The following is a 24,801-nucleotide window of genomic DNA, read 5'->3' on the forward strand; positions in this document are numbered from 1 at the left end:
GGCGTTGTGCTATAAATTTCGACTGAAAATAGGAAAACTGTTTCTCTGTCTTTACTCTTTTTAAGCTTCTATAAAGCTGTTAGCTTCGCAGTGTCTTAATCAAAGAGTAGTTGTCATGTCTGAACTAGAAAAAATGATGTCAGGTCAGCGGTTTGATGGTGCTGATCAAGAAATCGATACGCTTCGAAATCATGCCTTAAATACATTGAAAAGCCTTAATCTAGAGATAGAGGCAAGCGAGAGGCAGAAGCTTCTTAAATCTCTATTTGCAGGCTTTGGTCATAGCGTTGTCCAATCTCCGTTTCATTGTGAATTTGGTAAAACCGTCGAAATAGGCGACAACACCTTTATCAACATGAATGTAGTTATGCTAGATGGGGCAAAAATTACCATTGGTGATAATGTACTGATTGGTCCTAGCACACAATTTTACACTGCGTCACACTCATTAGACTTTAACAAGCGAAGAGAGTGGGAAACGTACTGTAAACCGATTATCGTCGAAGACGACGTTTGGGTTGGTGGCAATTGTGTTATTAATCAGGGAGTAACAATAGGAGCACGTTCGGTAATAGCGGCAAATTCAGTGGTGAACAGCGATGTACCAGCAGATTGTTTATATGGCGGTACGCCAGCAAAACTGATACGGCGTTTAAATCAGGATTAATAATACTCGGCGGGTTTGACTCCTCCATGAACAAGTTTCAATATGCGAGAGGGCAAGTCGGAGTCTAGGGTCTGTTGACCTTTTGAGCTGATTTTTGCAGCAGTTTGTGGGTTCTTAATGCAAGGCAGAGGCTTTGAATTGTAGTTGCTCTACCTGATAAGCCGATAACGCAGCAGAAAGGAGCCACAAACGCTGCCCGAAGGGGTCGGCTAAAAGCGCTTTACTCTTTGTTGAGAGGTGTTTTGCTTAGAATGACTAGGCGACAAACAACTAGCCGTCCGCCACTCGCCGCGATTAAAGCGCTTTTATCTCGAACAAAATTTAACCGCAAAAGGTCAACAGACCCTAATAATCGAGGGATTTTATGATTAGCCATATTGACCACATAGTGCTGACAGTTTCAGATATTGACGCGTCAGTGGCGTTTTACCAACGTGTACTGCTAATGAAGGAGCTCACTTTTTCTGGTGGGCGTAAAGCGGTTCAATTTGGTAACCAGAAAATCAACTTTCAATTACTTGGGCAAGAGCCAAGAAACAGGGCAAGAGTAGGCTCTGGAGATCTGTGTTTGATCTCTTCATGGAAAATGGAAGAGATCATCAATCATCTTAAAGCAGAGCAAGTAACCATCGTTGAGGGGCCTGTTGAGAAGTCGGGCGCGACTGGCGCGATTGAGTCTGTTTACTTTCTCGACCCTGACTCAAACCTGATTGAGGTTAGTACCTACCTTTAAATGGATAGATTAACAGTCGCTTAGCTCACTTTAAGTGAGCTAAGCATATTACTAATATTCCAATGTTTCTAGCTCTCTAACGAAAGGACCGCCCCTTAAGTGGCAGCTGAATTTGCCTCACAGCGTTCTTCACTCTCGGTTTATGCACAGTCGTATGTTTGATCTTTTTAAACAGTCGAGTATCAAATGCTCCTTCTTGCTTTAAGTCTTCACATAGACTGTCTATAAGTTGTTTATCGACATCCCACATCGTAAACAAGTGAACATAGTGTCGAACTTGATCAATCTCCTTACCATCCTCGTAAGTCGTCACTGTGGTGCTTTCTTTTGCCAAAGAATAGCGGAAGATGATTTCTTCATTTGGCTGGCAAAATATGAGTGACAAAGAAAGCGGAGTACGTTGCAACCACAGCCCTTCAGGAAGAGGTGATCCTTTTTCGGCCCAATAATCAGCAACCAGCGCAAGCTGCTCCTGAGCGTATTGGGCGACTTCTTGAGCTTTCATTGTCAGCCTAATTTGCTCTTTGTAGCTATTGCGGGCGAAGTATTCCCATAACACTAATGGCGATAGCCCATTTCGTGAGCCAGCAAACGTCGTGTCTGGTGAACCGATATATTCTGGGTTATCCGGAGGAGAGACCATATACTGCTGCTTGGTCATATAGACACCCGTTGGCCACGGTGCTCCGGGAAATTTATGCCCACTGGTTACAATTGAGTGCACCATAGGGTTAGTAAAGTCGAAATTAGGGCCAGTATAGTCACCATGCTCTTTAAAGAAGGATTGGTACTCATCACAATCTTTCGCCATTTTTATGAAGGGGACATAACTTCCTCCAAGCGCTCCGTCAATATGAAGCCAATAGCCAGTCCGAGTCTCATATCCATGAGTTGGGTCGTCTGGATCGATAGGTACTTCTCTTTTCCATAGTCCATTTCTTTCAAGGATTGGTTTTAGCCTGGCGGTAATTGTCGAAACATCATCATATGCGCCTTTAAATGTTGTTCCGCAATTGAGGACTAGAAGTATTGGGTATCCTCTTTCAGCAAAGAAGGTGACGTATTGGATTAGTTTATCCACGTCTATTGCACCAGAGCCTGCAGGCAGCGCAGCGGTTGGTCCTTCTGATTCTACTTCAGCAGGCCAAGGCTTACCCGGACTGACTGGGTTCTCATCAGGATAAAGCCGATTACCAAGTTCACCAAAGGTCTCTATTTTCTCTACAGCCATTGCTTTGACGATGGAGTAGTGAGTGTCTTCAGAGAAAAACGCCACCGGAGTGTATGCGTGAGGGGTGTGGATTGGTGGAGAAGGGTGGTGCGCATACACTTGGCAATTTGAAATTGTCTCACCATCGTCGGTTTCAGCGCGTATTTCCTCTTCTAGCAGCATCACTCCGCTGAGATAATCTCGCGCATTTAACATGCCGTATAAATTGCCTTCTGTACTCCCCATAGTGAGTACATAGCCCCAATAGCTTTCGCCTACTCCTTTTTGGAAGTTGCCATCTTCATCTATGTAAGGGCCTTGCGATGGCCACTGAGCGTTCCAAAGTGAAGCGTAATAATCGAGGACAGAGCGCTCGACGCACTTAGAGTTGATCGTATAGTTGCCATTGACGAATGGGTCACCAACATTGTTTAAGCTGACGTTAAGAAAAGGCGCTAAGCGGTTTTTATAGCTAATATTCTCTTCCGTCTGATAGCCTAAAAACCTTTCCTTCTGTGAATCGACATAGGCTTGTATCTGTTCATAGACATTGTTTTGCTCACCGCAGTTTTGGCCTGTCGGTGGTAATTCAACGTCAAAGCCATTAATTGCCTGTTCGGTATAGTGAAAGTCATAGTTTCTTTCTGCGTATACCTCTATAGGATCAGCAGAAGGTGCGGTTATTTTACCTACAGCGAACTCTGGAACTTGTTCAATCCAAGGTGTTCGTTTCGGACCATAGTTTATATTGTTATCGTTACTCATAATTTTGCTCCAAGATTTAAGTACTTAGTATCAGGAACAAGCAGCGAGAGTGTTTTTCGCTACCTAGCCAACACGAAAACTCGTGTATAGGTGAATATAGACACTGAGTAGAGGCTCTATATTTATAGATCTAAAAGTATCTATGAGATCTCATATATTCAGTATATAAATGAGTGAGTGGTAAATAAGAGTGATTATTTATACATTTCGCTAGTTAAATATTGAAAATTCACTCATCTGCAACTAGATGTTCTATTGATAACTCAGTTGCATACTGTGCAGGAAAGTTATCGTTGGCTGGGTGATGGGTTGATTGCGCGCATACAATAACAATATGGCGCCGCTACATAACAACTAAAACAACCGAATGTCATTCATAATTCCATGTTAGCTCGCTTAGCAAGTGAGGTTTATGATGAACTTAGGCTTTAAATCAAGGATTTACATTGGCGTTGGCACTTTGGTTGCTGTGTCATTGATCGTATTAGGTACGCTGAACATCTTAGCGATGAGAGACAAGATGATTGGCGGCCTTGTTTCTAAAACATCAGACAAACTGAGTTTTCACGTATCAGAACTCGAGCAAATGATGCAATTCAAAACAAATGCCATTGCTCAAGGTGCCAAGAGCTTTAATTCCCGGCTTAGTGACACGGAAAACCAACACCTAGTTACTTTACTGGCAGAGAGCAGTTCCATTTCAAATGTCATTATGACTTACGATGATGGACGCACTTATATGTCATTAGATGGGACCAAGTTTGATTTTCGCACCCGAGACTGGTACCGAGCCGCAAAGAATGCCTCTGGCGTTTCACTAACTGATATATACCAAGACCAAGTCACTAAGCAAAAAGTGGTGAGCGTAACCATGCCAGTGGTCGAGAATGGTCAGTTTACTGGTGTATTGCTAGGGGATGTCCAGTTAGGCGATGTTGTAACGGCAGTAAGTAACATGCGGTTTGCTGGTGGAGCGGCAACGCTTACTGATAGAAATGCAGTCTTTTTTGCCAGTGATGATCCTAATGATATTGGGCGAACGCCATCTCAAATTAGTCCTAATTTTCAGGAAATGGAGCAGATGTTCTTTGCCGAGCAGTCAGGGCATCTAACCTTTCCATATTTAGGTATTCAATTTGACGGCTACTTTGAGCGAGTGAATCTAGCTTCGGGTATGTACTGGACGTTAATGGTGTTTGTGGATCAGGAATCTGCCCTGACCGATGTTTATAGTGCTATGTACGAATCTTTCGCCACTGGCGGACTATTGCTCCTTATCAGCTGTGGCGCTATTTTCCTCATTCTCCGTTATGCATATCGTCCGTTACTGAAACTCAAATCCGCTGTTCTCGATCTTTCCCATGGTAATGGTGATTTGACTCAAAGGTTGGATGTTAATGGCGATGATGACTTGGCGCAAATCAGTGCGGGATTCAATAAGTTTGTCGAAAACCTGCAACAAATGATGCTTCATATTTCTCATGCGAGTGAAAACATCTCTGTAAGTGTCGAGCAGCTTGGTTCTACAGCGAGAAGTAACGAGTCCAAGCTCATCTCTCATTCGAAAGAGACTGAGCAGGTCGTTACCGCGATTACAGAAATGAGTGAGAGTGCGCGAAATGTGGCAGAGAACGTTAATCAGTCAAATCGTATTACTGATGAAGCCAGTAAAGAAGCCATATCGTCTTTGAAAATAGTAAATAATGCGGTTGATACGGTAAGTGCACTCGTTTCAGAGGTTGATGAGATGTCCAACAGCATCATGCGCATGAATCAAGACGCAAATAAAATCAGCAATGTGCTCAATGTTATTGGGGAAATTTCAGAGCAAACAAATTTGCTTGCTTTAAATGCCGCAATTGAGGCTGCTCGAGCAGGGGAGCAAGGACGAGGATTTGCCGTGGTTGCGGATGAGGTTAGAGCGCTTGCAGCAAGAACTCAGAACAGCACGATGGAAATCTCGGATATGCTCAGCCAGCTCCTAAGTGGGACGGAGAGTGTTGTTACTGCCATGGACGCAACGAAAAACCAATGCCAAGAAACGGCAGATAAAACGTCAGACGTTTCTCAAAGCCTCTCTATGATGAGTGACTCGGTCAAAGAAATTGATGATGTGAGTACTCAGATAGCCGCCGCAACAGAAGAGCAGAGTACCGTGGCTGAAGAGCTAAGCAGAAACATGTTGTCCATAAGGGATATTGTCGAGTCACTTGTCGATAGCGGACAAGAAACGGTACAGGCAGCAGAAAGGCTCAATGATACTAACGACGATCTTAAGCGTCAGGTAGCCAACTTCAAACTGAGTTAACTAAAAAATAAAGCTGGGAGAAGTACTCCCAGCTTTTTCCATATTACAGTTAGCTAAGCGAAATGTTCTAACAAAGCTTGAGTAGAGATTTACTTAAATTCGAATTTACCCTTCATGATTGCCCAGTGACCAGGGAAAGAACAGAAGAATGAGTAGTCTCCACCAGCTTTCATTCTTTCTGTGCTAAAGGTAATGGTTGTTGACTCGCCACCACCGATGACTTTTGTATGGGCATAGACACGCTCGTCGTTTGGCTTAACATAGTCGTTGCTTGCTCCAGCAGACATACCTTCCGTACCAACTGCTTGAAGTGCGGCAGTGTCGGTAATTACAACGTTGTGTCCCATTGATTGAGCCGGTAACTTACCCGTGTGGTTAAGTGTCAACTTAACCTCTTTACATGTTGCCGGAACACTTAGTGTCGTGGCAGAAAATTGCATCATATCGTTGGCATCAACAGATACTTCACATTCGCTAGCTTGAGCACCAAAACTTAAACTCGCAAGGGCTAGGGCTGCAGTAAGGATACGAAAAGACATATTTAGATTCTCCATTATATTATGTTTTGTTTACATCCGACCTTTTCTCAAATAGCTCTTATTATCATCAATTGTCGATCGAAAAAGTGTGCGATTCTTTAAATAAATGTCTACAGATCTGGGTTAACTTCAAAGAGTTGGCACACCTTGTTGGTAAATGAAAGCTAGATTACGAACGGATTTTACAATCGCCTCTAAACCCTGAGTTCGCCCTGGAGTCAGATGCGATTTGATATCAAGTTGTTCGAACCAGTTGTGAATATCAAAACAAAGAACATCCTCAGCGCTTTGGTTGTTATAAGCCACTAAGACCAGTGACAGGACACCTTTAACAATAGAAGAATCACTGGTCGCCTTAAGAGCAATTTTTCCGTGTTCATCTAACTTGCTACACACCCAAACTTGGCTTTGACACCCTGCTACTAAATGGTCGTCGTCTTTCTTTTCAGCGGGATATTCATCTAGTCTTTCACCAAGTTCGATAAGGTACAAGTAACGCTCTTCCCAACCTACGCAGCGGTTAAAGTTTCGGATCACTTTTTCAGGTGTCATCATATTAATCACCTTAGCAATTGGTTGATTCGACGCAGAGCTTGGCAGAGCTGGTCGATATCATGGGGTTGACTGTACATACCGATAGATGCACGACATACAGAAGATTGCCCAAGTCGTTTGATTAATGGCATCGCGCAATGGTGTCCGGTGCGAATGGCAATGCCATATCTATCTAAGAAGGCACCAACGTCAAATGAATGAAGCCCATTGAGGTTAAAAGAAACTAACCCTGAACGATTATTTGTGTCTCCGTAGATCTCGATGCCGGTAACTCGTGATAAGGAATGCTCCATGTACTGCATCAATTGCGCTTCATAGACAGCAATATTATCTAAGCCAATACTGTCTACGTATTCAATGGCAGCGCCTAAGCCTAATATACCTGCGATATTGGGCGTTCCTGCCTCAAACTTCCATGGAGCTTGACCATAAGATGTCCCAAGAGGCAAGGTGACTTGGTCGATCATTGCGCCACCACCTTCCCAAGGGGCCATGCAGTCTAGGTGCTTTGATTTTGCGTATAAAACACCAGTCCCTGTAGGGCCGTAAAGTTTGTGAGCTGAGAAAGCATAAAAATCACAATCAAGGGCAGTCACATCGACTTCTTGGTGCATAACCGCTTGAGCGCCATCAACAAGCACAGGAACGTTCGCTTTATGTGCCAGTTTGACCACCTCTTTAATCGGGTTAATCTGGCCTAAGACATTTGATACGTGGCTAATCGCAACCAAGCGAGTTTTGCGATTCAAAAGGGTCTTTAGTTCAGATAGATCAAGATGACCTTGGCTGTTCATTACCCAGACTCGAATTTTAACGCCGCAGATGTCAGAAAGAAGCTGCCATGGCACCAAGTTCGCGTGATGCTCCATCTCTGTGACGATGATTTCGTCTTCGGCATCCACTTTAGGTCTAAGGTAGCTGTTAGCCACTAGGTTAATCGCTTCGGTTGTCCCTTTAGTGAAGACAATATTGCTCGCCTCTTTTGCATGTATAAAATCTGCGACTTGCTTGCGTACCAACTCCATATCTTCCGTTGCTTTAGCACTTAAGTAATGGGCTCCGCGGTGCACGCTGGCATAATCACGCTGATAGAATTGAGTCATGCGCTCGATAACAGAGTTTGGTGTTTGTGCTGTGGCTGCGGTATCTAAGTAGACGAGCGGTTTTCCATAGACTTCAGTTGTTAGAGCAGGAAAATCACTTGCCCATGGGCTTTCAAGATAGCGCAAATCAACCATGACGGATTTCTCCATGTAATGAGTTGTGTAGCTGAGAGATAACGTAATTTCGCAAGCTCGGATGGTGAATCTTTTCTGCAACTTCGCAGACGAAAGCGGACATCAACATTTGCTCGGCATTAAAGCGATTGAAGCCTCTCGCTCTCATATAGGCGATTTGGTTAGGATCTAACTGACCAGTCGTTGCACCATGGCTACATTTCACATCGTCCGCATAAATTTCAAGTTGAGGTTTGCAGTTGACTTGTGCTTTGTCGCTGAGCAGTAAACTATGTGTGTCCATTTGACCATCGGTTTTCAATGCAGTTGGAGCGACGTAAATCATCCCGTCAAATACGGCGTTGGATTGGTCACGACCAATAATCTTGTGCATTTGTTCACTTTGACAGTGAGGGGCGTTGTGCTTGAGATAAGTCCTTGTATCAAAGGTTTGCTTATCGGTAGGCAGCGAGATACTGTTCATGGCAATTTCACCATTTGCTCCACAAAGTTCACTGCTTGTTTGATTTCTTAGCAATAGACCTGAAAGAAGTAGTGATGTCGAGCTAGCTTTTGCATCTCGCTGAATGCGAATGTCGTTGTGCCCAAAATGATGATGTTGCGGTGACTCTTCGATTAGTTTGGTGTGATGAAAACAAGCACCTTCTCCAACGTAGTTGGTTAAACGTGACAGCGTTACTCCACCACCTTGATCGAGCGATATGTGATGTTCAATAACCTCAAGCTCTGAAAGTGGTCCAATTTCTATGTGATGACGATAACTGCACACTTCACCTTTCTGACCAGAGCTAATATGCAGTAGGTAGATTGGTTTATTGACCTGGGTATTGGGCTCAACTTCAATCAAGACTCCACCAGTTGCGGTAGCATCGTTGAGATGAGTGAATGCGTCTGGGCGAACTGACTGCGATAGCTCATACGTTTCCACTGAAGTCAGAACGTTGAGAGGAGTAACGCGAACTTTAGGTATCCAATCAGAGCACCTTGCAGAGAAATGTCCGTCGAAGAAGACGAGTCGGTAGGCATCTATTCCTAAGCTTAACCCTTCATAAGAGATATTCTCGGCCGATTGAAGCATCGCTAATTGGAGTGGCAAGGCATTAAAATCATTGAGAGAAGTATATTTCCACGCCTCGTCTTTTGAAGTAGGAATTCCTAATTCAACGGCCTTACCAAACTGCTTTTTTTGCCACTCTTGAGGCTGTACTAGGTGCGCCAAAGAATCAAAACCGTGTTGGTTACTCTTCACCAGTAATCCACCCATAGCCTTTCTCCTCTAGTTCGTGTGCCAATGTATGATCGCCAGATTTGACAATCTTGCCTTTATAAAGAACGTGCACATAGTCGGGCTTAATGTAGTTGAGAATGCGCTGATAGTGAGTCACTAGAATGAAAGCACGTTTGCCATCTTGTAGGGCATTTACACCTGATGAGACTGCCTTTAGAGCGTCAATGTCTAGGCCAGAATCAGTTTCATCCAGAATGCACAGGTCGGGAGAGAGCACAGCCATTTGCAAAATGTCATTACGCTTTTTCTCTCCTCCTGAGAAGCCTTCATTGACCGAGCGTTGTAGGAGATCGGTTGGCATTTTTAGTAGTTGTGCTTTTTCCTCTAACAAATCTTCAAAATCAAAACGGTCTAGAGGGGCTTGGCCTCGATAATCACGAATTTCATTTAAGGCAGTATTAAGAAATAGCTTGTTACTTACACCAGGTATTTCTACTGGATATTGAAATGCGAGGAATACCCCTTCACCAGCGCGCTCTTCCGGATCGAGTTCAGTCAGATCCTTGTCTTTAAAAACAATTTCTCCGGAATCGACTTGGTAATCATCTTTACCTGCGAGCGTAGAAGATAGGGTACTTTTACCCGAGCCGTTTGGCCCCATAATGGCATGTACTTCGCCTGGTTTTACCGACAGGCTAATACCTTTTAGAATAGGGTTGTCTTCTACACTGACGTGCAAATCTTTAATTTCTAACATTGGATTATCCCACGCTATGTTCGAGGCTGATTGAAAGCAGTTTTTGTGCTTCTACAGCAAACTCAAGGGGTAGTTCTGAAAATACGTCTTTACAAAATCCGTTTACGATCATTGAAATAGCGTCATCTTCGCTGATGCCGCGTTGCACACAGTAAAAGAGCTGATCTTCACCAATTCTTGATGTCGTGGCTTCGTGTTCAACTTGTGCTGACGGATTTTTAACTTCGATGTAAGGGAAGGTGTGAGCACCACAATCTGTACCAATTAACATGGAATCACATTGCGTGAAGTTTCTTGCGCCTTCTGCTGTGGGTAATATTTTTACCAAACCTCGGTAACTGTTTTCGCTCTTACCCGCAGAGATCCCTTTGGAGATGATAGTTGAACGGGTGTGCTTACCAATATGTATCATCTTGGTACCTGTATCGGCTTGTTGGCTCCCGTTGGTTAAAGCAACTGAGAAGAACTCACCAACGGAGTAGTCACCCTTAAGAATGACGCTTGGATATTTCCAAGTGATAGCGGAACCTGTCTCGGACTGAGTCCATGACATTTTGCTGTTTCGACCTTCACAAACCGCTCGCTTAGTGACAAAGTTTAAGATGCCACCTTGGCTATCTTCTTTCCCAGAGAACCAGTTTTGTACTGTTGAGTATTTCACTTCTGCTCGGGCATGGATGATCACTTCCACGACTGCGGCGTGTAGCTGATAGGTGTCGCGCATTGGGGCAGAGCAGCCTTCAATATAGCTGACATACGCATCTTCATCGGCAATCAAAATGGTACGCTCGAACTGGCCTGTTTTGGCTTGGTTGATTCGAAAGTAAGTCGATAGCTCTCTCGGACAACGTACCCCTTTAGGAATGTAAACAAAGGTACCATCAGAGGCCACGGCGGCGTTCAATGCAGCAAAAAAGTTATCTTCTGGTGGTACGACTGTGCCCAAATATTGCTGAACGAGCTCCGGGTGTTCTTGAATTGCTTCACTGAATGAACAGAAGATAATTCCGAGCTCTTTTAGCTCGTTCTTATAGGTGGTTGTGACTGAAACAGAGTCAAAAATGGCATCGACTGCAACTTCAGCCCCTTCACGAACTGGAACACCTAACTGCTCGAATGCGGTTTCAACTTCTTTGGTCAGGTATTCATTTGATCCGTCATCATTACAGTCAGATTCACAACTGCCGCAGCTTGGTGCTGAGTAATAGCTGTAGTCTTGATAATCGAGGTTAGGGTAGTCAGCTTTGAGCCAGTGCGGTTCCTCCATTTGTAGCCATTTCCTAAAGGCATCTAGCCTAAACTGAAGCATCCAATCAGGCTCATTGCGTTTGGCTGAAATAGCTTTAACAACTTGTTCGTTTATCCCCTTTGATAGCGTGTCGGAGGAAAGCTGCGTATAGAAACCTTCCTTATAGTGACTGCTTTGGAAGAATTCCTCTACTTCAGGCTGTGTTTCAACTGCACACATGATTAAACTCCAAAACTTTCACCGCATCCGCAAAGATTTTTTACGTTGGGGTTGTTGTAAACAAAAGTGCTGTTTAAGCCCTGACGGACGAAATCGAGTTCTGTGCCGTCTAACATTGGCATCGCGGACAGAGAGACATAAAAAGGCGTGCCATGTGACTCAAATCTCAAATCTTCACTAGAAATCTCTTCTACCAACTTCACTTCATAGGCAAAACCAGTGCATCCAGATGGTCTAACGCTGAGGTGAAAGTGATGCCCATCTTGCGTCAAATGCGAAACTCTTTTGGCTGCGTTCTCGGTCAGCGTGACACCTTGCCACTCCATGTCATGAATAGATATTTGAGTAGAATTTGAACTTGGAATACTCATTACAAAGTTCCTTTTGTTCTTAAATTTACGAGAATGATATTGATTATCATTTCATTATCAACCATGAATTTAGTGTGGAGAATGCTAATCTGCACTACATATTGACAAAGTAAGATCTAGTAATACTATATATGGATGTAATTGATAATGGTTGTCATTACGAAGTTTAACAAAAGGTAATGAAATATGGATATCATCGTATACTCTAAGCCCCAATGCGTTCAGTGCACCGCAACGGTTCGAGCACTACAAGCGAAGGGTATTGCTCATAGAGTTGTAGACCTAACATTAGATGACTCGGCGATGGAGTCGGTGCAATCCATGGGCTATAGGCAGGCGCCTGTCGTCGTGGCAGGTGAACGTCATTGGTCTGGTTTTCGCCCAGATATGATCAGCCAGATCGCGTAATGATTGTTTATTATTCCAGCGCTTCGGGCAATACCCAGCGATTTGTTGAGAGGTTAAATGTTGAAGCGATTCGACTTCCTATCAGCGAAGACGAACCCACGCTGCTTATCGGTCGGCCTTATGTTCTTATCTGCCCGACATATGCTGACGGGAAAGGGCGTGGTGCCGTACCAAAATCGGTGATCAAAGTACTCAATCAAGCGGAAAACCGTGCTCACCTAAAGGGTGTCATTGCTTCTGGTAATCGAAATTTTGGTGAGTTGTTTGCTCAGGCTGGAAAAATAATTGCGAATAAATGCCATGTCCCAGTGCTTTATCGCTTCGAACTTTCGGGAACCCAGCACGATGTCCAAGCCGTGCAGCAGGGATTAGAACAATTTTGGAAACACCATGGATAACCAATTCAGCACCGAGCCGTTGGACTACCACGCGCTCAATGCCATGCTTAATTTACTTGATGATCAAGGCGGTATTCAGTTTGATGCCGACCGACAGGCCGCTCGACAATTCTTCTTACAGCACGTCAACCAGAACACAGTCTTTTTTCACAATCTAGGTGAAAAGCTGGATTACCTCGTCAATGAGGGATATTACGAAAAAGAAGTCTTACAACAATACGATAGAGAGTTTTTGCAGCAAATATGGGATCGCGCTTATCAAGTTAAGTTCCGTTTCAGAACATTTCTTGGTGCCTACAAATTCTTTACTTCTTATGCACTGAAAACGCGCGATGGAAAACGTTATTTAGAGCGTTTTGAAGATCGTGTTGTGATGACGGCGCTGACACTTGCTCGGGGAGATAAAGAATTCGCTCTCGATCTCATGCAAGAGATCATTTCTCAGCGTTTTCAGCCAGCGACTCCTACTTTTATCAATTCGGGTAAGAAGAGTCGTGGCGAACTGATTTCATGCTTTTTGCTGCGCATCGAAGACAATATGGAGAGCATCGGTAGGGCGATTAACTCTTCATTACAACTGTCTCGCCGAGGGGGAGGCGTTGCACTCTTATTAAGTAACCTGCGCGAGCAAGGGGCTCCGATCAAAGGTATTCTTAATCAAAGTTCCGGTGTTGTGCCTGTTATGAAGTTGCTAGAAGATAGCTTCTCTTATGCGAATCAACTCGGGGCTCGCCAAGGTGCCGGAGCGGTGTATTTGAATGTGCACCATCCTGACATTATGCAGTTTCTGGACACCAAAAGAGAAAACGCAGACGAGAAAATCCGTATCAAAACACTAAGTCTAGGCGTTGTGATCCCGGATATTACTCTGGAGTTAGCCAAACAGAACAAAGATATGTATTTGTTCTCACCACATGATGTCGAGCGAGTCTATGGTATGCCTTTCTCTGAAATCAGCGTGAGCGAGAAATACCATGAAATGGTCGACGATCCACGCATTCGCAAGAGCAAAATTCCTGCGCGAGGCTTATTCCAAACGCTGGCCGAAATTCAGTTCGAATCTGGTTATCCTTACATCATGTTTGAGGATACGGTAAACGCTGCCAACCCGATTGAGGGACGCATTAACATGTCGAATCTTTGTTCCGAGATTTTGCAAGTCAACGAGGCTTCTTACTTTAATGATGATTTGAGTTACCTGCATTTAGGGCGGGACATCTCCTGCAACTTAGGTTCGGTTAATATTGCTAAAGCTCTAGATGGTGGGCAATTAGCTCATACGGTAGAGGTTTCAATTCGGGCACTCAATGCCGTTTCTGAAATGAGTGCGATAGACAGTGTGCCGTCGATACGCAAAGGGAATGATGAAAGTCATGCTATCGGTTTAGGTCAGATGAACCTGCACGGATTTCTAGCTAGAGAGCAGATTCATTATGACAGCGAAGAGGCGATCGACTTTACCAGTGCTTACTTCGCCGCCACTTTGTTCCACTGTTTAACGGCTTCAAACAAATTGGCTCAAGAGAAACAGCAAGTATTTGTTGGCTTCGAACAATCTCAATACGCTAACGGTGAGTTTTTCACCAAGTATGTGCAGAAAGACTATTCACCTAAGACGGATACCGTCAGAGAGATGTTTGAGCGACTCGATATGCGCGTGCCCACTGTTGAAGAATGGCAACAACTGCAAGCCAAGGTTGTTGAGTTTGGATTGTACAATCGCAACCTGCAAGCGATTCCACCAACAGGGTCAATCAGTTACATCAACGATGCGACGGCTTCGATTCACCCAGTGACAGCGAAAGTTGAGATTCGTAAAGAGGGCAAGATTGGGCGAGTTTACTTCCCGGCACCATACCTCAATAACCAAAACCTCGAGTACTTCAAAGATGCTTATGAGATTGGTCCTAAAGCCATTATTGATGTTTACGCTGCAGCAACAGAGCATGTCGATCAGGGCTTATCTTTGACGCTCTTCTTCAGTGATGAAGTCACGACTCGTGATATCAATAAAGCGCAAATTTATGCGTGGACGAAGAAGATCAAAACGCTTTATTACATACGTATGCGCCAAAAAGCGCTCGAAGGTACGCAAGTTGAAGGTTGCGTCTCTTGCTCTCTGTAAACAAGGAATCACCATGAGTACTACATACGCTGAACCGGTTCGCGCTATCAACTGGAACCGAATGCAAGATGATAAAGACCTTGAAATATGGAACCGATTAACGGTTAACTTTTGGCTTCCAGAAAAGGTGCCTTTATCCAATGATATTCAGACGTGGAAACAGCTGACTGAAGAAGAGCAGACATTAACCATTCGAGTTTTTACTGGCTTAACCTTGCTCGATACGATTCAGAATACGGTGGGTGCCCCGGCATTAATGGCAGATGCCAGAACGCCACATGAAGAAGCTGTGCTAACGAATATTGCCTTTATGGAAGCTGTGCATGCTCGCAGCTATTCGTCTGTCTTCTCGACCTTGTGCACTACACCACAGATCGACGAAGCATTTCGTTGGGCTGAAGAGAATCCGTTACTGCAAAAGAAAGCTCAATTAGTGCTTGAAGACTATCTGGCTGAAGGCGATCCACTTAAGAAAAAAGTGGCAAGTGTATTTCTTGAGAGCTTTTTGTTCTACTCCGGTTTTTATCTACCAATGCACTGGTCGAGCCGAGCAAAGTTGACCAATACAGCAGATTTGATTCGCCTGATCATTCGTGACGAAGCCATTCACGGTTACTACATAGGTTATAAGTTCCAGTTAGCGTTTAACGAACTGACGGAACAAGAGCAAGCTAAGGTCAAAGACGAAGCCTACTCCTTAATGTTCTCTTTGTACGAAATTGAAAGCCAGTATACAGAGTCACTGTATGACCAAGTCGGTTTAACAGAAGATGTAAAACACTTTCTACACTACAACGCGAATAAGGCTTTGATGAACCTTGGATTTGAACCTCTATTCCCTGATGAGTTATGTCAGGTTAATCCTGCCATTATGGCAGCGTTGTCGCCAAATGCCGATGAGAACCATGACTTCTTCTCCGGTTCTGGCTCGTCTTACGTTATAGGCAAAGCTGTCGCTACTGAAGACGAAGATTGGGATTTTTAAGGCCTAAACTCAGTTTCGATTCTTGCTTTTATACGCTGTTCTCCCTGCCCAATTTATGGCTATTTGCCGTATCTTGGGCTAGTTACAGTGGCAACTGTATAGACTTTGTTCTTTTCTTAATAGGTAGCAATGAAAAAGGTGGACTTTATATAGTCGTTGATACATTCTGCCACTCCATTTTATTCACCCTAAACAATGAGACGAAGTGCCTGCTGACATGATAATCAGCCTCCCGTATCTCATTAAAGCAGTAAGGAGTTCAACTTGAACCTATTTGTAAGAGATCTCACCGTTATCGATTCTTCATACATCTGTGAACAGAGAGGAGTCGTCGGAGACAGCTGGATAGTCGATGTCATCATGTCTGGTGAGCTTAATGAAATGAGTATGGTGTTGGATTTCGGTAGGGTGAAGAAGCAAATCAAACAACTCGTTGATGAGTTTGTCGATCATCGTTTGCTTATCCCAGTGCAAAACGCGGCTATCGTTTACAAACCAAGTAAAACGGGTTACTCCACACTTGACGTTCTGCGTGGTGAGGGGAGTATCCACCTAAACTGCCCAAATGAAGCGTATTGCTTGATTGATGCTGAAGCCGTCACCATCGAGAGCATTACTAAACACGTATACCAGATTCTGCGAAACAACCTGCCTAGCAATGTGACAGGGCTGGAAATTACCCTGCGTCATGAGAATATTGCAGGTGCCTTCTACCATTACACGCATGGTTTGAAAAAGCACGATGGTAACTGCCAACGTATCGCACACGGACACCGTTCACCAATCGAAATTATTGTCGATGGGGAGCGAGACAACGACAAAGAAGTGGCTTTTGCCAAACGCTGGGAAGATATCTATTTAGGTTCAAAGGAAGACCAGGTTTCTGTTTCAACGCTGAATCTAAGCGAAGGTGCTAAGGCAATTTCCGACGAAAGCCATTATGGTTTCCGATACACAGCGCCGCAGGGTGAGTTTGAGCTTGCCATCGCCAAAAGTGAAACTGAAATTCTGCCAACGGATACAACGGTTGAGCTATTAGCGGGTTACATTGCTGATGAAGTAAAACCAACGGTTGCAGAAGGTCAATCATTACAAGTTATCGCTTATGAAGGTGTAGGTAAAGGGGCGATGGCTTTTCGATAAAACCTTGAACTAGCGTTGATACTTTTTGCTAGTGATGGACGTATGACCACTTTTGGTCTTTAAAATACATGGAGTAGTAGCGCAATGAGTAATAAAGCAGGTACAGAAACTTCTGCACGCATTCTTGAACTGAATGACCTTGCGAAAGCCGCAGATTATTCGTTGTTGAATTCGCTTGTTCCTGATCCTGATGCAACGGAAGATGGCCTAGACTTTTATCCGAGACAAGTGTTCTCTGGGCATTATGTACCAGTGATGCCCACGCCAATTGCAGATCCTGTTTACATTGCTCACAGCCAAAAGTTGTTTCGTGAGCTAGGTCTTGATGATCGTTTAGCTAAAACTGAAGCGTTCAAACAACTGTTCTCTGGAGACGTGACTAACGTGCCTGCACCGATGAGAACGATAGGGTGGGCGACGGGTTATGCGCTTTCCATATTTGGCAATGAATATATCGATCAGTGTCCTTTCAAAACGGGGAACGGTTATGGTGATGGTCGCGCTGTATCGGTTTTCGAAGGGGTATTGAACGGCAAGCGTTGGGAAATGCAGCTCAAAGGTGGCGGCCCAACACCGTATTGCCGCGGAGCTGATGGTAGAGCGGTATTGCGTTCAAGCGTTCGCGAGTTTTTAGCGCAAGAGTATATGAATGCTTTAGGGATCCCAACATCACGTTCATTGAGCCTATTTGCTTCACAAACGGAAACGGTTGATCGCCCTTGGTACAGTGAAGGTTCACGGTCAGAGAATCCAGATATTATGATCGCTAATCCGGTTGCTATCTCGACTCGGGTTGCGCCTTCATTTTTGCGGGTAGGGCAACTAGAGCTATTTAGCCGCAGAGCACGTGTGAACGAGCATCCGAACGCGTTGGTTGAGCTAGAGATGATGGTGTTGCATATCATCGAAAGAGAGTACAAACAGCAAATTGACTCCAGCTTACCATTGGCTGAAAAAATACTGATTCTAGCGACTGAGTTTAGAGACAGGCTTACTTCTCTAATCGCTAACTGGTTACGTGTCGGTTACTGTCAGGGTAATTTTAATAGTGATAACTGCTCAGTGGGCGGATTTACCCTAGACTATGGGCCTTTCGGATTCTGCGAGTACTTTGAACCATTTTTCCAACCTTGGACTGGTGGTGGTCGTCATTTCGCCTTTCTTAACCAATCTCAGGCCGCCGAGAAGAACTTCGAGACATTCTGTGGTGCCTTGAAACCTCTAATGCAATCGCAACCGGATGCGTTAGAAAAGCTGGAACAAATTGTTGAAGGTTTTTCTTCAGTTATGCAGGCGAAAGCGAGCCGTATGTGGGCATCTAAGCTCGGTTTAGAGGCACTAAACAGCGATCTATTTAACCAACTGCTCGCTTTGATGATCAAAAGCCATGTTGACTACACTATCTTCTTCCGCGAACTTTCTAAGATCCCAACAGAGGTGTCTGACTTATCTGCATGCTTCTATGCGCAATTAAGTGAGGAGTTAGAACTGGCGTGGAATCAGTGGCTTAAATCTTGGCGAGAGTTACTGAGCTCGGCTGGGGAGAAAAGCCTTGAGGATGTTTCGCGCCAAATGAAACAGGTGAACCCTAAGTATACTTGGCGAGAGTGGTTGATTGTTCCGGCTTATGAACAAGCGCAGAAAGGGGACTTTAGCCTAATCCAAGAACTGCAAAGCATTCTGGCTAACCCGTATGACGAGCAATCAGAAGAGATTGAAGCTAAGTACTATCAGCTAAGACCGATGGAATATTTTGCCGCTGGTGGTGTGTCTCATTACAGCTGTTCATCATAGCCGTTTTGAATAGCGCTAGTTATAGCATAACTAGCGCTGTGGGAACTTTATCAATTACGAAGTTAAGAGAATTTTTCGCGGGCTGGATTATAAGTCATCTTGGCAAGCAGCCCTGCTATTTTCTCACGCATTTCTCGTCTATCAACAATCATATCTAGAGCACCGTGCTCTAGAAGAAACTCACTACGTTGAAAGCCTTCGGGCAGTTTCTCTCGAACCGTTTGCTCAATGACACGACGACCAGCAAAACCGATTCTGGCATTTGGTTCGCCGATATTAATATCGCCCAGCATCGCTAGGCTTGCGGAAACACCACCGAAAGTTTGATCAGTGAGGACAGAAATATAAGGTAGCCCCTTTTGGGCTAAGCGATCTAATGCGGCACTTGTTTTGGACATTTGCAGTAAAGCCATCAAAGATTCTTGCATTCTAGCGCCTCCGCAAGCGGAAAAACACACGAGCCCACACTGGGCATTGATTGCCTCCTCAATAGCGCGAACGAAGCGTGCTCCCGTTACGCAGCCCATTGAGCCAGCCATAAAATTAAACTCGAAAGCACAGGCAACAACCGGCAAACCAACAAGAGTGCCTTTCATCGCGATCAACGAATCTTTTTCTCCCGTCTCTCTTTGCGCAAGGTCGAGACGTTCTTTGTAGCGCTTTCGATCTTTAAAACTGAGTATGTCTTTCGGTTCTAGTTCAACTCCAATTTCAGTGCTGCTCCCATTATCTAGAAATGTTTCTAATCTTCGTCGGGCGCTCATCCTCATGTGATGATGACACTTAGGGCAGACGTCCAAATTAGATTCTAGCGCTAAGTGGTAGAGAATCTGTTCGCACTCAGGGCACTTTTTCCAAACACCTTCTGGTATCGATGCTTTTTGCGCACCGATAATGCGTTTCTTATCGAGCAGCTTATCTAACCAATTCATAACCCATCTTATTAAGTATTAATCAAACTCGTATTGTATAAGCCCAAATATGGTAATAAAGTGGCTTATTTGGGATTGTAAATCCAACAAATTGGGATTAATGGTGTTTGGGGATATTGATCAGAAATGGCTAAAGAGCTTTCACTGTGTATATGAGAGCAATAGTTTCAAAAAAGCTGCTGAGTTTTTGGACTTACCAACATCAAATGTCAGCCGCCATATTGCTTTGCTTGAGGAAAAGCTCGCCACTCGATTGTTTGATCGAACGACACGTCGAATTTTTCCTACCGAAGCGGGAGAAGCTCTCTACCTACGAACTCAACCACTCTTGGAGAAGTTGAACGATGCTTTAATCGAGGTCATGCAAACGTCCAATGATATTGTGGGTGAGCTGAGAGTCTTAATGCCAGATTCGCCAATTTTATCTCAGGTGGTGGCATCGTTTTGTGCAGAGCATTCGGCTATTTCACTATGCTGCGACACGAGCGTCAGCCCAAAAGAAGACTTACTTGATGGTTTTGATGTTGTGTTAACTTTCAATCGAGGAAAGCTAACAGACAGCAACTGGATAGCAAAAGAGATTGAACGCTGGTCAAGTGTTGTTGTTGCTTCGCCCAAGCTGTTACAAACCTGCACGAGGCCTTATCACATCACGGACTTAAAACATGTGCCATGTATTAGCAGCTTATCGGCACTTAACGGAACACCATGGACTTTCAAAAAGGGTGACGGTGACTTGTTAACGCAAAAGGTACAATCATCATTTAAGGTAAATAGTGGCAATCTTGCTAAAGCAGGGGCGTTATCTGGATTGGGGTTCGCGATACTCGCAGAAGAGTCTTGCGCGAGCGAGATCGAATCTGGAGCGCTTGAAGTCGTTGATCTAGAATACGAACCTGAAGATCTTGTGTTGTATGCATTCTACGCGTCTAGAAAGCATGTCGCCAAAAAGATCCCTGTGTTTATAGAGTATTTGCAACGACAAGCCAGACTCATTAGCGCTGGTAAATCCTTAAGTATACGTGACGAGAAGGGTTGATTGCTCCGACATGTTTACAAGCTGACAAAGCAAATCTTACCCATATCTAGGAGCTGACAAGGTTTCAACGAATATTATCACTGAAGACAGATGGTGTTACTTTCTCAACTGTAATTTGGCAATACGTTTGCTCAAAGTGTAAATGCGTTTTAGTGCTTCTACCCACTCCATTTGAACACGGAAAATATCCAACCTTTTCTCCGTAGCTTGAGAGAGTCTTTGTGCTTGAAGTTCGAGAATCGATTCAAGAAGTACATTAATTTCACGTTTAGCGTTGAGCACACTCTCGGCGAGCTGGGTGTCTTCTCGGCGTATCGCATTGACGCTATCGAGGAGTGCTTGATTGACTCTCGAATGGGTACGGTCAAGCGTATCGCGCATTTCAGGGCTGGCTTGAATGTTGGCATCTAATGCCTTGTAGCAAAGAGGTAGCATGTTGTTGACCACGAGATCAGCAATACTTTCCAATTGGTCTGTGATGCTGACTAACTTGATTTGATTGCGACTTTCATTCTGGCTAAGTGGAGATTGACGTAACTTACCCAAGTAAGAAAGGATCTTGGCGTGTAAGATATCTACTTCATCCTCTACTTTTTCAATCTCACGTAGTGTTTGCCGAACAGTTTTTTTGTCGCTTTCATCTTTAGGTTGGTCTGCCAAAGGAGGAAGACGATTAACCATATTGGTTACGCGACGGCCAAGTCGACCAATTTCTAAGTGTGCTTGCTCTAGGGCGATATCAGGCGTTGCTAAGTATTCCTTTTTTATGTACTTAAGCTGGATTTTTTTGTGTTCCTTTTTTGCAGTGTGGTGCGGCACTAGCTTTTTAACAGCGGCAACAAATAAGGCGCTAAATGGGAGCATGATTAGTGTATTTGCGATATTAAACATGGTATTTGCATTAGCTATCTGACGCGGTGTCTCTGCGGCAAGGCGCTCTATACCGTCCAAATCAAGGTGGCTGGGGGATATGGAGGTAGCCGCGAACGCGATAAGACTGATTACAGGTAGCCAAATAACAACGCCGATAAGGTTAAATAAAAGATGAATAGCAGAAGTTTGCTTTGCTTCTGTGCTTTTACCAATAGCTGCTAGTAGTGCTGTTACACATGTACCGATATTGGCTCCCATCGACATTGCGATGCCAGATTCAAGTGTAATAAAGCCTTGGCTCGCAAGGACTATGACAATACCTGTGGTCGCCGACGATGACTGGACTAAGGCAGTGAACGAAGCGGCCAGTAAAATCGCAAAAATTGGGTTGTCCATTCTTGCCATAAAGTCGATAAAGGGCTGAAAAACCCGCAGGGGAGACATGGCTTCACTCATCAGGTTCATACCCAAAAATAGTAATCCCAGTCCAAAAATAATATTGCCGTAGTTTTTGCTCTGTTGTCGTTTGGAGGTCATTTCTATTGCAAAACCAATCGCGATCATTGCCATGGCTGCTTTGGTGACTTTAAATGCAATAATCTGAGCAGTGACGGTGGTACCGATATTTGCGCCCATAATTACGCCAACTGCTTGGTTTAAGGACATCAAACCAGCACTGACAAAGCCGACGACCAACACGGTTGTTACTGAGGATGATTGAATAACGGCAGTCAGTCCGGCACCAGTTGCAACGGAACTCATTCGATTTGTAGTCAATGTACCAAGAACCTGCTTCATACGACTGCCTGCGGTTCTTTTTAAGGCATCAGACATTTTTTCCATGCCATACAGAAACATTGCCAAGCCACCAAATAGCCCCATAAGCATGGAAAAGTAATCCAGTTGATCTGGCTCAGTGATGGATGCGTTAGATGAGAAAGGGAGTAATAGTAGAGTAAGCAGAATGCAGAATTTCATATCGACACTTATTATTGTTTTTTATAAGCATAGGTGAAATGCTGCTTTCCGTATGTACATCTCCTTTATCTTGTTTGTCCTATATCGGCTAATAAGAACTTTTTATCTGTGCCATCGTGGTAATTGAAAGTTATTGAATCAAAACAACATCTGTTTGTTGTTACCTAGCTTTGTGATAGAAACAGTGCTAGATAACTCAGAGATACTTGGAATAGCAAGTTAGTGTATATTAAACTTGTTTCTTATTGGCGGGTTGTTGGTTAACTCAGCTAGAAGTGCTGACAGACCTTTTACACCGCTTAAATCATTCGCAACAAGGAGACAAACAGCGTATGCGTATAGTCTATAGAGCTGATACTCGTCCCCCTTCAACCATCTTTTCCGTGGGCTTCAAGCCACGCTTTAAAGGGGGGATTCAGATCCAAGATGGGGGGCAGATGATAGGGGGTATTTCAACTTCAAAAGATATTACGATAGCGATGAAGTATGCATCTTTGTATGGTGGGTACGTTTATGCTCTATACACCGACGATAAATCGGTCGATGTGGTAGAAGAACTCTACAAGAAAGGGAAGCATGCCGCTTTACCCAATGCTTACACACAAATGGAAATTGCTTGTAACGCTATTCCGCCCAATCAGATAGTTATGGCGCGAAAAGTAACGTGTGATGAGGATAAGAATATGACATGGGAAGGTGTGTTTGAAACCAATCCCAAGCATGAACAAAAGCAAGATAGCGACCCAATGTTTAAGACGGCAAACTATCTGTTTAACTTGAATATGTCTTTTAAAGCTCCGGAATAGAATCCTACCTCCAAGCTGTTGGTAATATTGCAAGCTTAGCCAACAGCTTTTAACACCTCCTCACCATCAGGGCGGCATTTATTATCTATGTCAATGAATGGTGGGCGTTTAGGTTTTCTCCCATCAATACCATGTAATTACTGCGTGAATTCATTAATTTAAAACAGATCACACTTTTGCACCCACAGTGAACGTTAGCTAAGCGGAGTAAAGTGTGTCTACTTCCAACTTATCGGCTGTTAGGCAAGAGGTGGCTATCCCTTATTGGCTATGGCTTTATCTTGTAGCACGTCAATGTTGATCTGAAACTCGCACGACCTCATCACTGAGAGTGTCTTTCATTCTTAGAAGATTAGATTCCAATTTCAGCGGGTGAGTTTCTTATTGGAGATCAGCATAATGCGCCGAATGTAACAATGTGTTTCAAAATGTAACAATTAATCCATATAAATCACAGGGCTTTTAACTCAGTGGTGTGATTGAAAACCCTACATTTTGCTCTTCACAATCTTACATCCTAAACACATAAGCATTCTAATGACTATAACAACCGACCTTTAGGTACTACCTAAAGTCGGAAAAATTTTGAGAAAGTGAATGGAAGTTTCAAGGTACACACGCCTCTTTGCGAGGATAAGTTTGCTTGGCACCATACTTATCCTCTCGGGGTGCAATTCTGCACTACTTGACCCGAAGGGCAGTATTGGCGTTCAAGAAAAAGAACTAATCATTACAGCACTACTGCTGATGTTAATTGTCGTGATCCCAGTGATTTTGATGACAATTTACTTCGCGTATCGCTATCGCGAGTCAAACACCAACGAAGAGTACGCACCAGAGTGGGCGCACTCAACAAAAATTGAAATCGTGGTGTGGACGATCCCCATTATCATTATCGCGATCCTTGCCACCATCACATGGCGCTCAACCCACGAACTCGAGCCCTCCAAGCCGATCGCCAGTGACGTTACTCCGATGACCATTGAGGTGGTGTCGCTTGATTGGAAATGGCTGTTCATCTATCCGGATGAGCACATTGCCACTGTCAACTACGTCGCGTTCCCAAAAAATGTGCCTGTTCAGTTTAAACTGACGTCCGACAACATCATGAACGCGTTCTTTATTCCTCGGCTTGGCACGCAAATTTACGCTATGCCGGGCATGGTGACCAAGCTCAACCTGATCGCCAACCATACAGGGGATTATAAAGGTTTTGGCTCAAGCTACAGCGGAGAAGGTTTTTCACACATGAAGTTCACCGCAACAGCCATGGAAGATCGCACTGCTTTCCTTAACTGGGTGCAGCAGGTGAAAGCCAGTCCTAATCGAATCGAAGACTGGGAGCAGTTTCGTGCATTGGCCGCGCCCTCGGTTGCAGAGCCGAAGACTCTGTTCTCGAGCGTGCCCCCATTTTTATTCACTGACGTCGTGACCCAGCATCCGGGTTCCATGAACTGTTTGCCGGAAAACCAAGGATAATC

The 24,801-nt window shown here is 44.2% G+C and carries 22 protein-coding genes; 12 read left to right on the top strand and 10 right to left on the bottom strand.

The window, feature by feature from the left end:
• The first annotated feature begins 115 nt into the window (after positions 1-115).
• Both AC6R00_RS22445 and AC6R00_RS22450 read left to right on the top strand, forming a co-directional pair.
• Positions 116-667: a sugar O-acetyltransferase gene (locus AC6R00_RS22445; RefSeq protein WP_500642001.1), complete on the top strand. Its 552-nt coding sequence runs from the start codon at positions 116-118 to the stop codon at positions 665-667.
• Positions 668-1,031: 364 nt separating this feature from the next.
• On the top strand, positions 1,032-1,400 hold the full coding sequence (locus AC6R00_RS22450; protein ID WP_500642002.1) for a VOC family protein: 369 nt from the start codon (positions 1,032-1,034) through the stop codon (positions 1,398-1,400).
• Between the two features lie 76 nt (positions 1,401-1,476).
• Here the strand turns inward: AC6R00_RS22450 and AC6R00_RS22455 are convergent, their stop codons facing one another.
• Positions 1,477-3,375, bottom strand: a complete 1,899-nt coding sequence (locus tag AC6R00_RS22455; protein ID WP_500642003.1) for a PLP-dependent aminotransferase family protein — start codon at positions 3,373-3,375, stop codon at positions 1,477-1,479.
• A 415-nt stretch (positions 3,376-3,790) separates the two neighbouring features.
• Between AC6R00_RS22455 and AC6R00_RS22460 the strand changes: the two genes are divergently transcribed.
• Positions 3,791-5,683, top strand: coding sequence for a methyl-accepting chemotaxis protein (locus AC6R00_RS22460; RefSeq protein ID WP_500642228.1), 1,893 nt, complete (start codon positions 3,791-3,793; stop codon positions 5,681-5,683).
• 89 nt (positions 5,684-5,772) lie between these two features.
• Here the strand turns inward: AC6R00_RS22460 and azu are convergent, their stop codons facing one another.
• The 7 genes from azu to AC6R00_RS22495 all read right to left on the bottom strand — a co-directional run bounded on the left by azu (position 5,773) and on the right by AC6R00_RS22495 (position 11,839).
• Complete coding sequence (azu, locus tag AC6R00_RS22465) at positions 5,773-6,222, bottom strand: azurin (protein ID WP_239825655.1); 450 nt, start codon at positions 6,220-6,222, stop codon at positions 5,773-5,775.
• Between the two features lie 129 nt (positions 6,223-6,351).
• Complete coding sequence (gene sufE / locus AC6R00_RS22470) at positions 6,352-6,777, bottom strand: cysteine desulfuration protein SufE (protein ID WP_500642004.1); 426 nt, start codon at positions 6,775-6,777, stop codon at positions 6,352-6,354.
• 5 nt (positions 6,778-6,782) lie between these two features.
• Entirely contained in the window at positions 6,783-8,015 is a 1,233-nt protein-coding gene (locus AC6R00_RS22475; RefSeq protein WP_500642005.1) for an aminotransferase class V-fold PLP-dependent enzyme, read from the bottom strand.
• A complete protein-coding gene (gene sufD / locus AC6R00_RS22480) occupies positions 8,008-9,279 on the bottom strand; it encodes a Fe-S cluster assembly protein SufD (RefSeq protein WP_500642006.1) in 1,272 nt (423 codons plus the stop codon). The genes AC6R00_RS22475 and sufD overlap by 8 nt, the downstream gene beginning before the upstream one ends.
• The gene (gene sufC / locus AC6R00_RS22485; RefSeq protein WP_500642007.1) at positions 9,254-10,000 is read right to left on the bottom strand and encodes a Fe-S cluster assembly ATPase SufC; all 747 of its coding nucleotides are present in this window, start codon (positions 9,998-10,000) and stop codon (positions 9,254-9,256) included. The genes sufD and sufC overlap by 26 nt, the downstream gene beginning before the upstream one ends.
• A gap of 4 nt (positions 10,001-10,004) precedes the next feature.
• A complete protein-coding gene (sufB, locus tag AC6R00_RS22490) occupies positions 10,005-11,468 on the bottom strand; it encodes a Fe-S cluster assembly protein SufB (RefSeq protein WP_500642008.1) in 1,464 nt (487 codons plus the stop codon).
• A 2-nt stretch (positions 11,469-11,470) separates the two neighbouring features.
• Positions 11,471-11,839 (bottom strand): iron-sulfur cluster assembly accessory protein, encoded by a 369-nt coding sequence (locus AC6R00_RS22495; RefSeq protein WP_500642009.1) that lies wholly within the window; start codon positions 11,837-11,839, stop codon positions 11,471-11,473.
• Between the two features lie 186 nt (positions 11,840-12,025).
• Here AC6R00_RS22495 and nrdH point away from each other — a divergent pair, with 186 nt between their 5' ends.
• The 6 genes from nrdH to AC6R00_RS22525 all read left to right on the top strand — a co-directional run bounded on the left by nrdH (position 12,026) and on the right by AC6R00_RS22525 (position 18,692).
• Positions 12,026-12,247: a glutaredoxin-like protein NrdH gene (gene nrdH, locus AC6R00_RS22500; RefSeq protein ID WP_004746201.1), complete on the top strand. Its 222-nt coding sequence runs from the start codon at positions 12,026-12,028 to the stop codon at positions 12,245-12,247.
• Positions 12,247-12,645 (top strand): class Ib ribonucleoside-diphosphate reductase assembly flavoprotein NrdI, encoded by a 399-nt coding sequence (gene nrdI / locus AC6R00_RS22505; RefSeq protein WP_239855628.1) that lies wholly within the window; start codon positions 12,247-12,249, stop codon positions 12,643-12,645. The genes nrdH and nrdI overlap by 1 nt, the downstream gene beginning before the upstream one ends.
• Complete coding sequence (gene nrdE, locus AC6R00_RS22510; RefSeq protein ID WP_500642010.1) at positions 12,638-14,770, top strand: class 1b ribonucleoside-diphosphate reductase subunit alpha; 2,133 nt, start codon at positions 12,638-12,640, stop codon at positions 14,768-14,770. Before nrdI ends, nrdE begins: the two co-directional genes overlap by 8 nt.
• Before the next feature lie 13 nt (positions 14,771-14,783).
• Complete coding sequence (gene nrdF, locus AC6R00_RS22515; protein ID WP_486793926.1) at positions 14,784-15,755, top strand: class 1b ribonucleoside-diphosphate reductase subunit beta; 972 nt, start codon at positions 14,784-14,786, stop codon at positions 15,753-15,755.
• Positions 15,756-16,019: 264 nt separating this feature from the next.
• A complete protein-coding gene (locus AC6R00_RS22520; protein WP_500642011.1) occupies positions 16,020-16,898 on the top strand; it encodes a 6-pyruvoyl trahydropterin synthase family protein in 879 nt (292 codons plus the stop codon).
• An 84-nt stretch (positions 16,899-16,982) separates the two neighbouring features.
• On the top strand, positions 16,983-18,692 hold the full coding sequence (locus tag AC6R00_RS22525; RefSeq protein ID WP_500642012.1) for a protein adenylyltransferase SelO: 1,710 nt from the start codon (positions 16,983-16,985) through the stop codon (positions 18,690-18,692).
• 62 nt (positions 18,693-18,754) lie between these two features.
• Here AC6R00_RS22525 and accD read toward each other — a convergent pair whose 3' ends face one another.
• Positions 18,755-19,624 (bottom strand): acetyl-CoA carboxylase, carboxyltransferase subunit beta, encoded by an 870-nt coding sequence (accD, locus tag AC6R00_RS22530; protein ID WP_500642013.1) that lies wholly within the window; start codon positions 19,622-19,624, stop codon positions 18,755-18,757.
• 100 nt (positions 19,625-19,724) lie between these two features.
• On the opposite strand from accD, the gene AC6R00_RS22535 reads away from it, so the two are divergent.
• Complete coding sequence (locus AC6R00_RS22535; RefSeq protein WP_500642229.1) at positions 19,725-20,663, top strand: LysR family transcriptional regulator; 939 nt, start codon at positions 19,725-19,727, stop codon at positions 20,661-20,663.
• Between the two features lie 96 nt (positions 20,664-20,759).
• Here AC6R00_RS22535 and AC6R00_RS22540 read toward each other — a convergent pair whose 3' ends face one another.
• Positions 20,760-22,514 carry a Na/Pi cotransporter family protein gene (locus tag AC6R00_RS22540; RefSeq protein WP_500642014.1) on the bottom strand — a complete coding sequence of 585 codons (1,755 nt, stop codon included), beginning with the start codon at positions 22,512-22,514 and terminating at the stop codon, positions 20,760-20,762.
• 332 nt (positions 22,515-22,846) lie between these two features.
• On the opposite strand from AC6R00_RS22540, the gene AC6R00_RS22545 reads away from it, so the two are divergent.
• Together AC6R00_RS22545 and cyoA are read left to right on the top strand one after the other, a co-directional pair.
• Entirely contained in the window at positions 22,847-23,320 is a 474-nt protein-coding gene (locus AC6R00_RS22545) for a hypothetical protein (RefSeq protein ID WP_500642015.1), read from the top strand.
• A gap of 597 nt (positions 23,321-23,917) precedes the next feature.
• Positions 23,918-24,799 carry a ubiquinol oxidase subunit II gene (gene cyoA / locus AC6R00_RS22550; RefSeq protein ID WP_069666485.1) on the top strand — a complete coding sequence of 294 codons (882 nt, stop codon included), beginning with the start codon at positions 23,918-23,920 and terminating at the stop codon, positions 24,797-24,799.
• Positions 24,800-24,801 lie beyond the last annotated feature (2 nt).

This window comes from Vibrio sp. R10-SF1-ISO8 (genome assembly GCF_059833805.1).

What these genes read in the sequence shown, in the direction of transcription:
- cyoA (WP_069666485.1), top strand. Translation starts at nt 23,918, where the DNA reads ATGGAAGTTTCAAGGTACACACGCCTCTTTGCGAGGATAAGTTTGCTT.
- nrdH (WP_004746201.1), top strand. Translation starts at nt 12,026, where the DNA reads ATGGATATCATCGTATACTCTAAGCCCCAATGCGTTCAGTGCACCGCA.
- nrdI (WP_239855628.1), top strand. Translation starts at nt 12,247, where the DNA reads ATGATTGTTTATTATTCCAGCGCTTCGGGCAATACCCAGCGATTTGTT.
- sufD (WP_500642006.1), bottom strand. Translation starts at nt 9,279, where the DNA reads ATGGGTGGATTACTGGTGAAGAGTAACCAACACGGTTTTGATTCTTTG.
- sufB (WP_500642008.1), bottom strand. Translation starts at nt 11,468, where the DNA reads ATGTGTGCAGTTGAAACACAGCCTGAAGTAGAGGAATTCTTCCAAAGC.
- AC6R00_RS22455 (WP_500642003.1), bottom strand. Translation starts at nt 3,375, where the DNA reads ATGAGTAACGATAACAATATAAACTATGGTCCGAAACGAACACCTTGG.
- AC6R00_RS22460 (WP_500642228.1), top strand. Translation starts at nt 3,791, where the DNA reads ATGAACTTAGGCTTTAAATCAAGGATTTACATTGGCGTTGGCACTTTG.
- AC6R00_RS22495 (WP_500642009.1), bottom strand. Translation starts at nt 11,839, where the DNA reads ATGAGTATTCCAAGTTCAAATTCTACTCAAATATCTATTCATGACATG.
- sufE (WP_500642004.1), bottom strand. Translation starts at nt 6,777, where the DNA reads ATGATGACACCTGAAAAAGTGATCCGAAACTTTAACCGCTGCGTAGGT.
- AC6R00_RS22475 (WP_500642005.1), bottom strand. Translation starts at nt 8,015, where the DNA reads ATGGTTGATTTGCGCTATCTTGAAAGCCCATGGGCAAGTGATTTTCCT.
- nrdF (WP_486793926.1), top strand. Translation starts at nt 14,784, where the DNA reads ATGAGTACTACATACGCTGAACCGGTTCGCGCTATCAACTGGAACCGA.
- AC6R00_RS22525 (WP_500642012.1), top strand. Translation starts at nt 16,983, where the DNA reads ATGAGTAATAAAGCAGGTACAGAAACTTCTGCACGCATTCTTGAACTG.
- accD (WP_500642013.1), bottom strand. Translation starts at nt 19,624, where the DNA reads ATGAATTGGTTAGATAAGCTGCTCGATAAGAAACGCATTATCGGTGCG.
- nrdE (WP_500642010.1), top strand. Translation starts at nt 12,638, where the DNA reads ATGGATAACCAATTCAGCACCGAGCCGTTGGACTACCACGCGCTCAAT.
- AC6R00_RS22540 (WP_500642014.1), bottom strand. Translation starts at nt 22,514, where the DNA reads ATGAAATTCTGCATTCTGCTTACTCTACTATTACTCCCTTTCTCATCT.
- AC6R00_RS22445 (WP_500642001.1), top strand. Translation starts at nt 116, where the DNA reads ATGTCTGAACTAGAAAAAATGATGTCAGGTCAGCGGTTTGATGGTGCT.
- azu (WP_239825655.1), bottom strand. Translation starts at nt 6,222, where the DNA reads ATGTCTTTTCGTATCCTTACTGCAGCCCTAGCCCTTGCGAGTTTAAGT.
- sufC (WP_500642007.1), bottom strand. Translation starts at nt 10,000, where the DNA reads ATGTTAGAAATTAAAGATTTGCACGTCAGTGTAGAAGACAACCCTATT.
- AC6R00_RS22450 (WP_500642002.1), top strand. Translation starts at nt 1,032, where the DNA reads ATGATTAGCCATATTGACCACATAGTGCTGACAGTTTCAGATATTGAC.
- AC6R00_RS22535 (WP_500642229.1), top strand. Translation starts at nt 19,725, where the DNA reads ATGGTGTTTGGGGATATTGATCAGAAATGGCTAAAGAGCTTTCACTGT.
- AC6R00_RS22545 (WP_500642015.1), top strand. Translation starts at nt 22,847, where the DNA reads ATGCGTATAGTCTATAGAGCTGATACTCGTCCCCCTTCAACCATCTTT.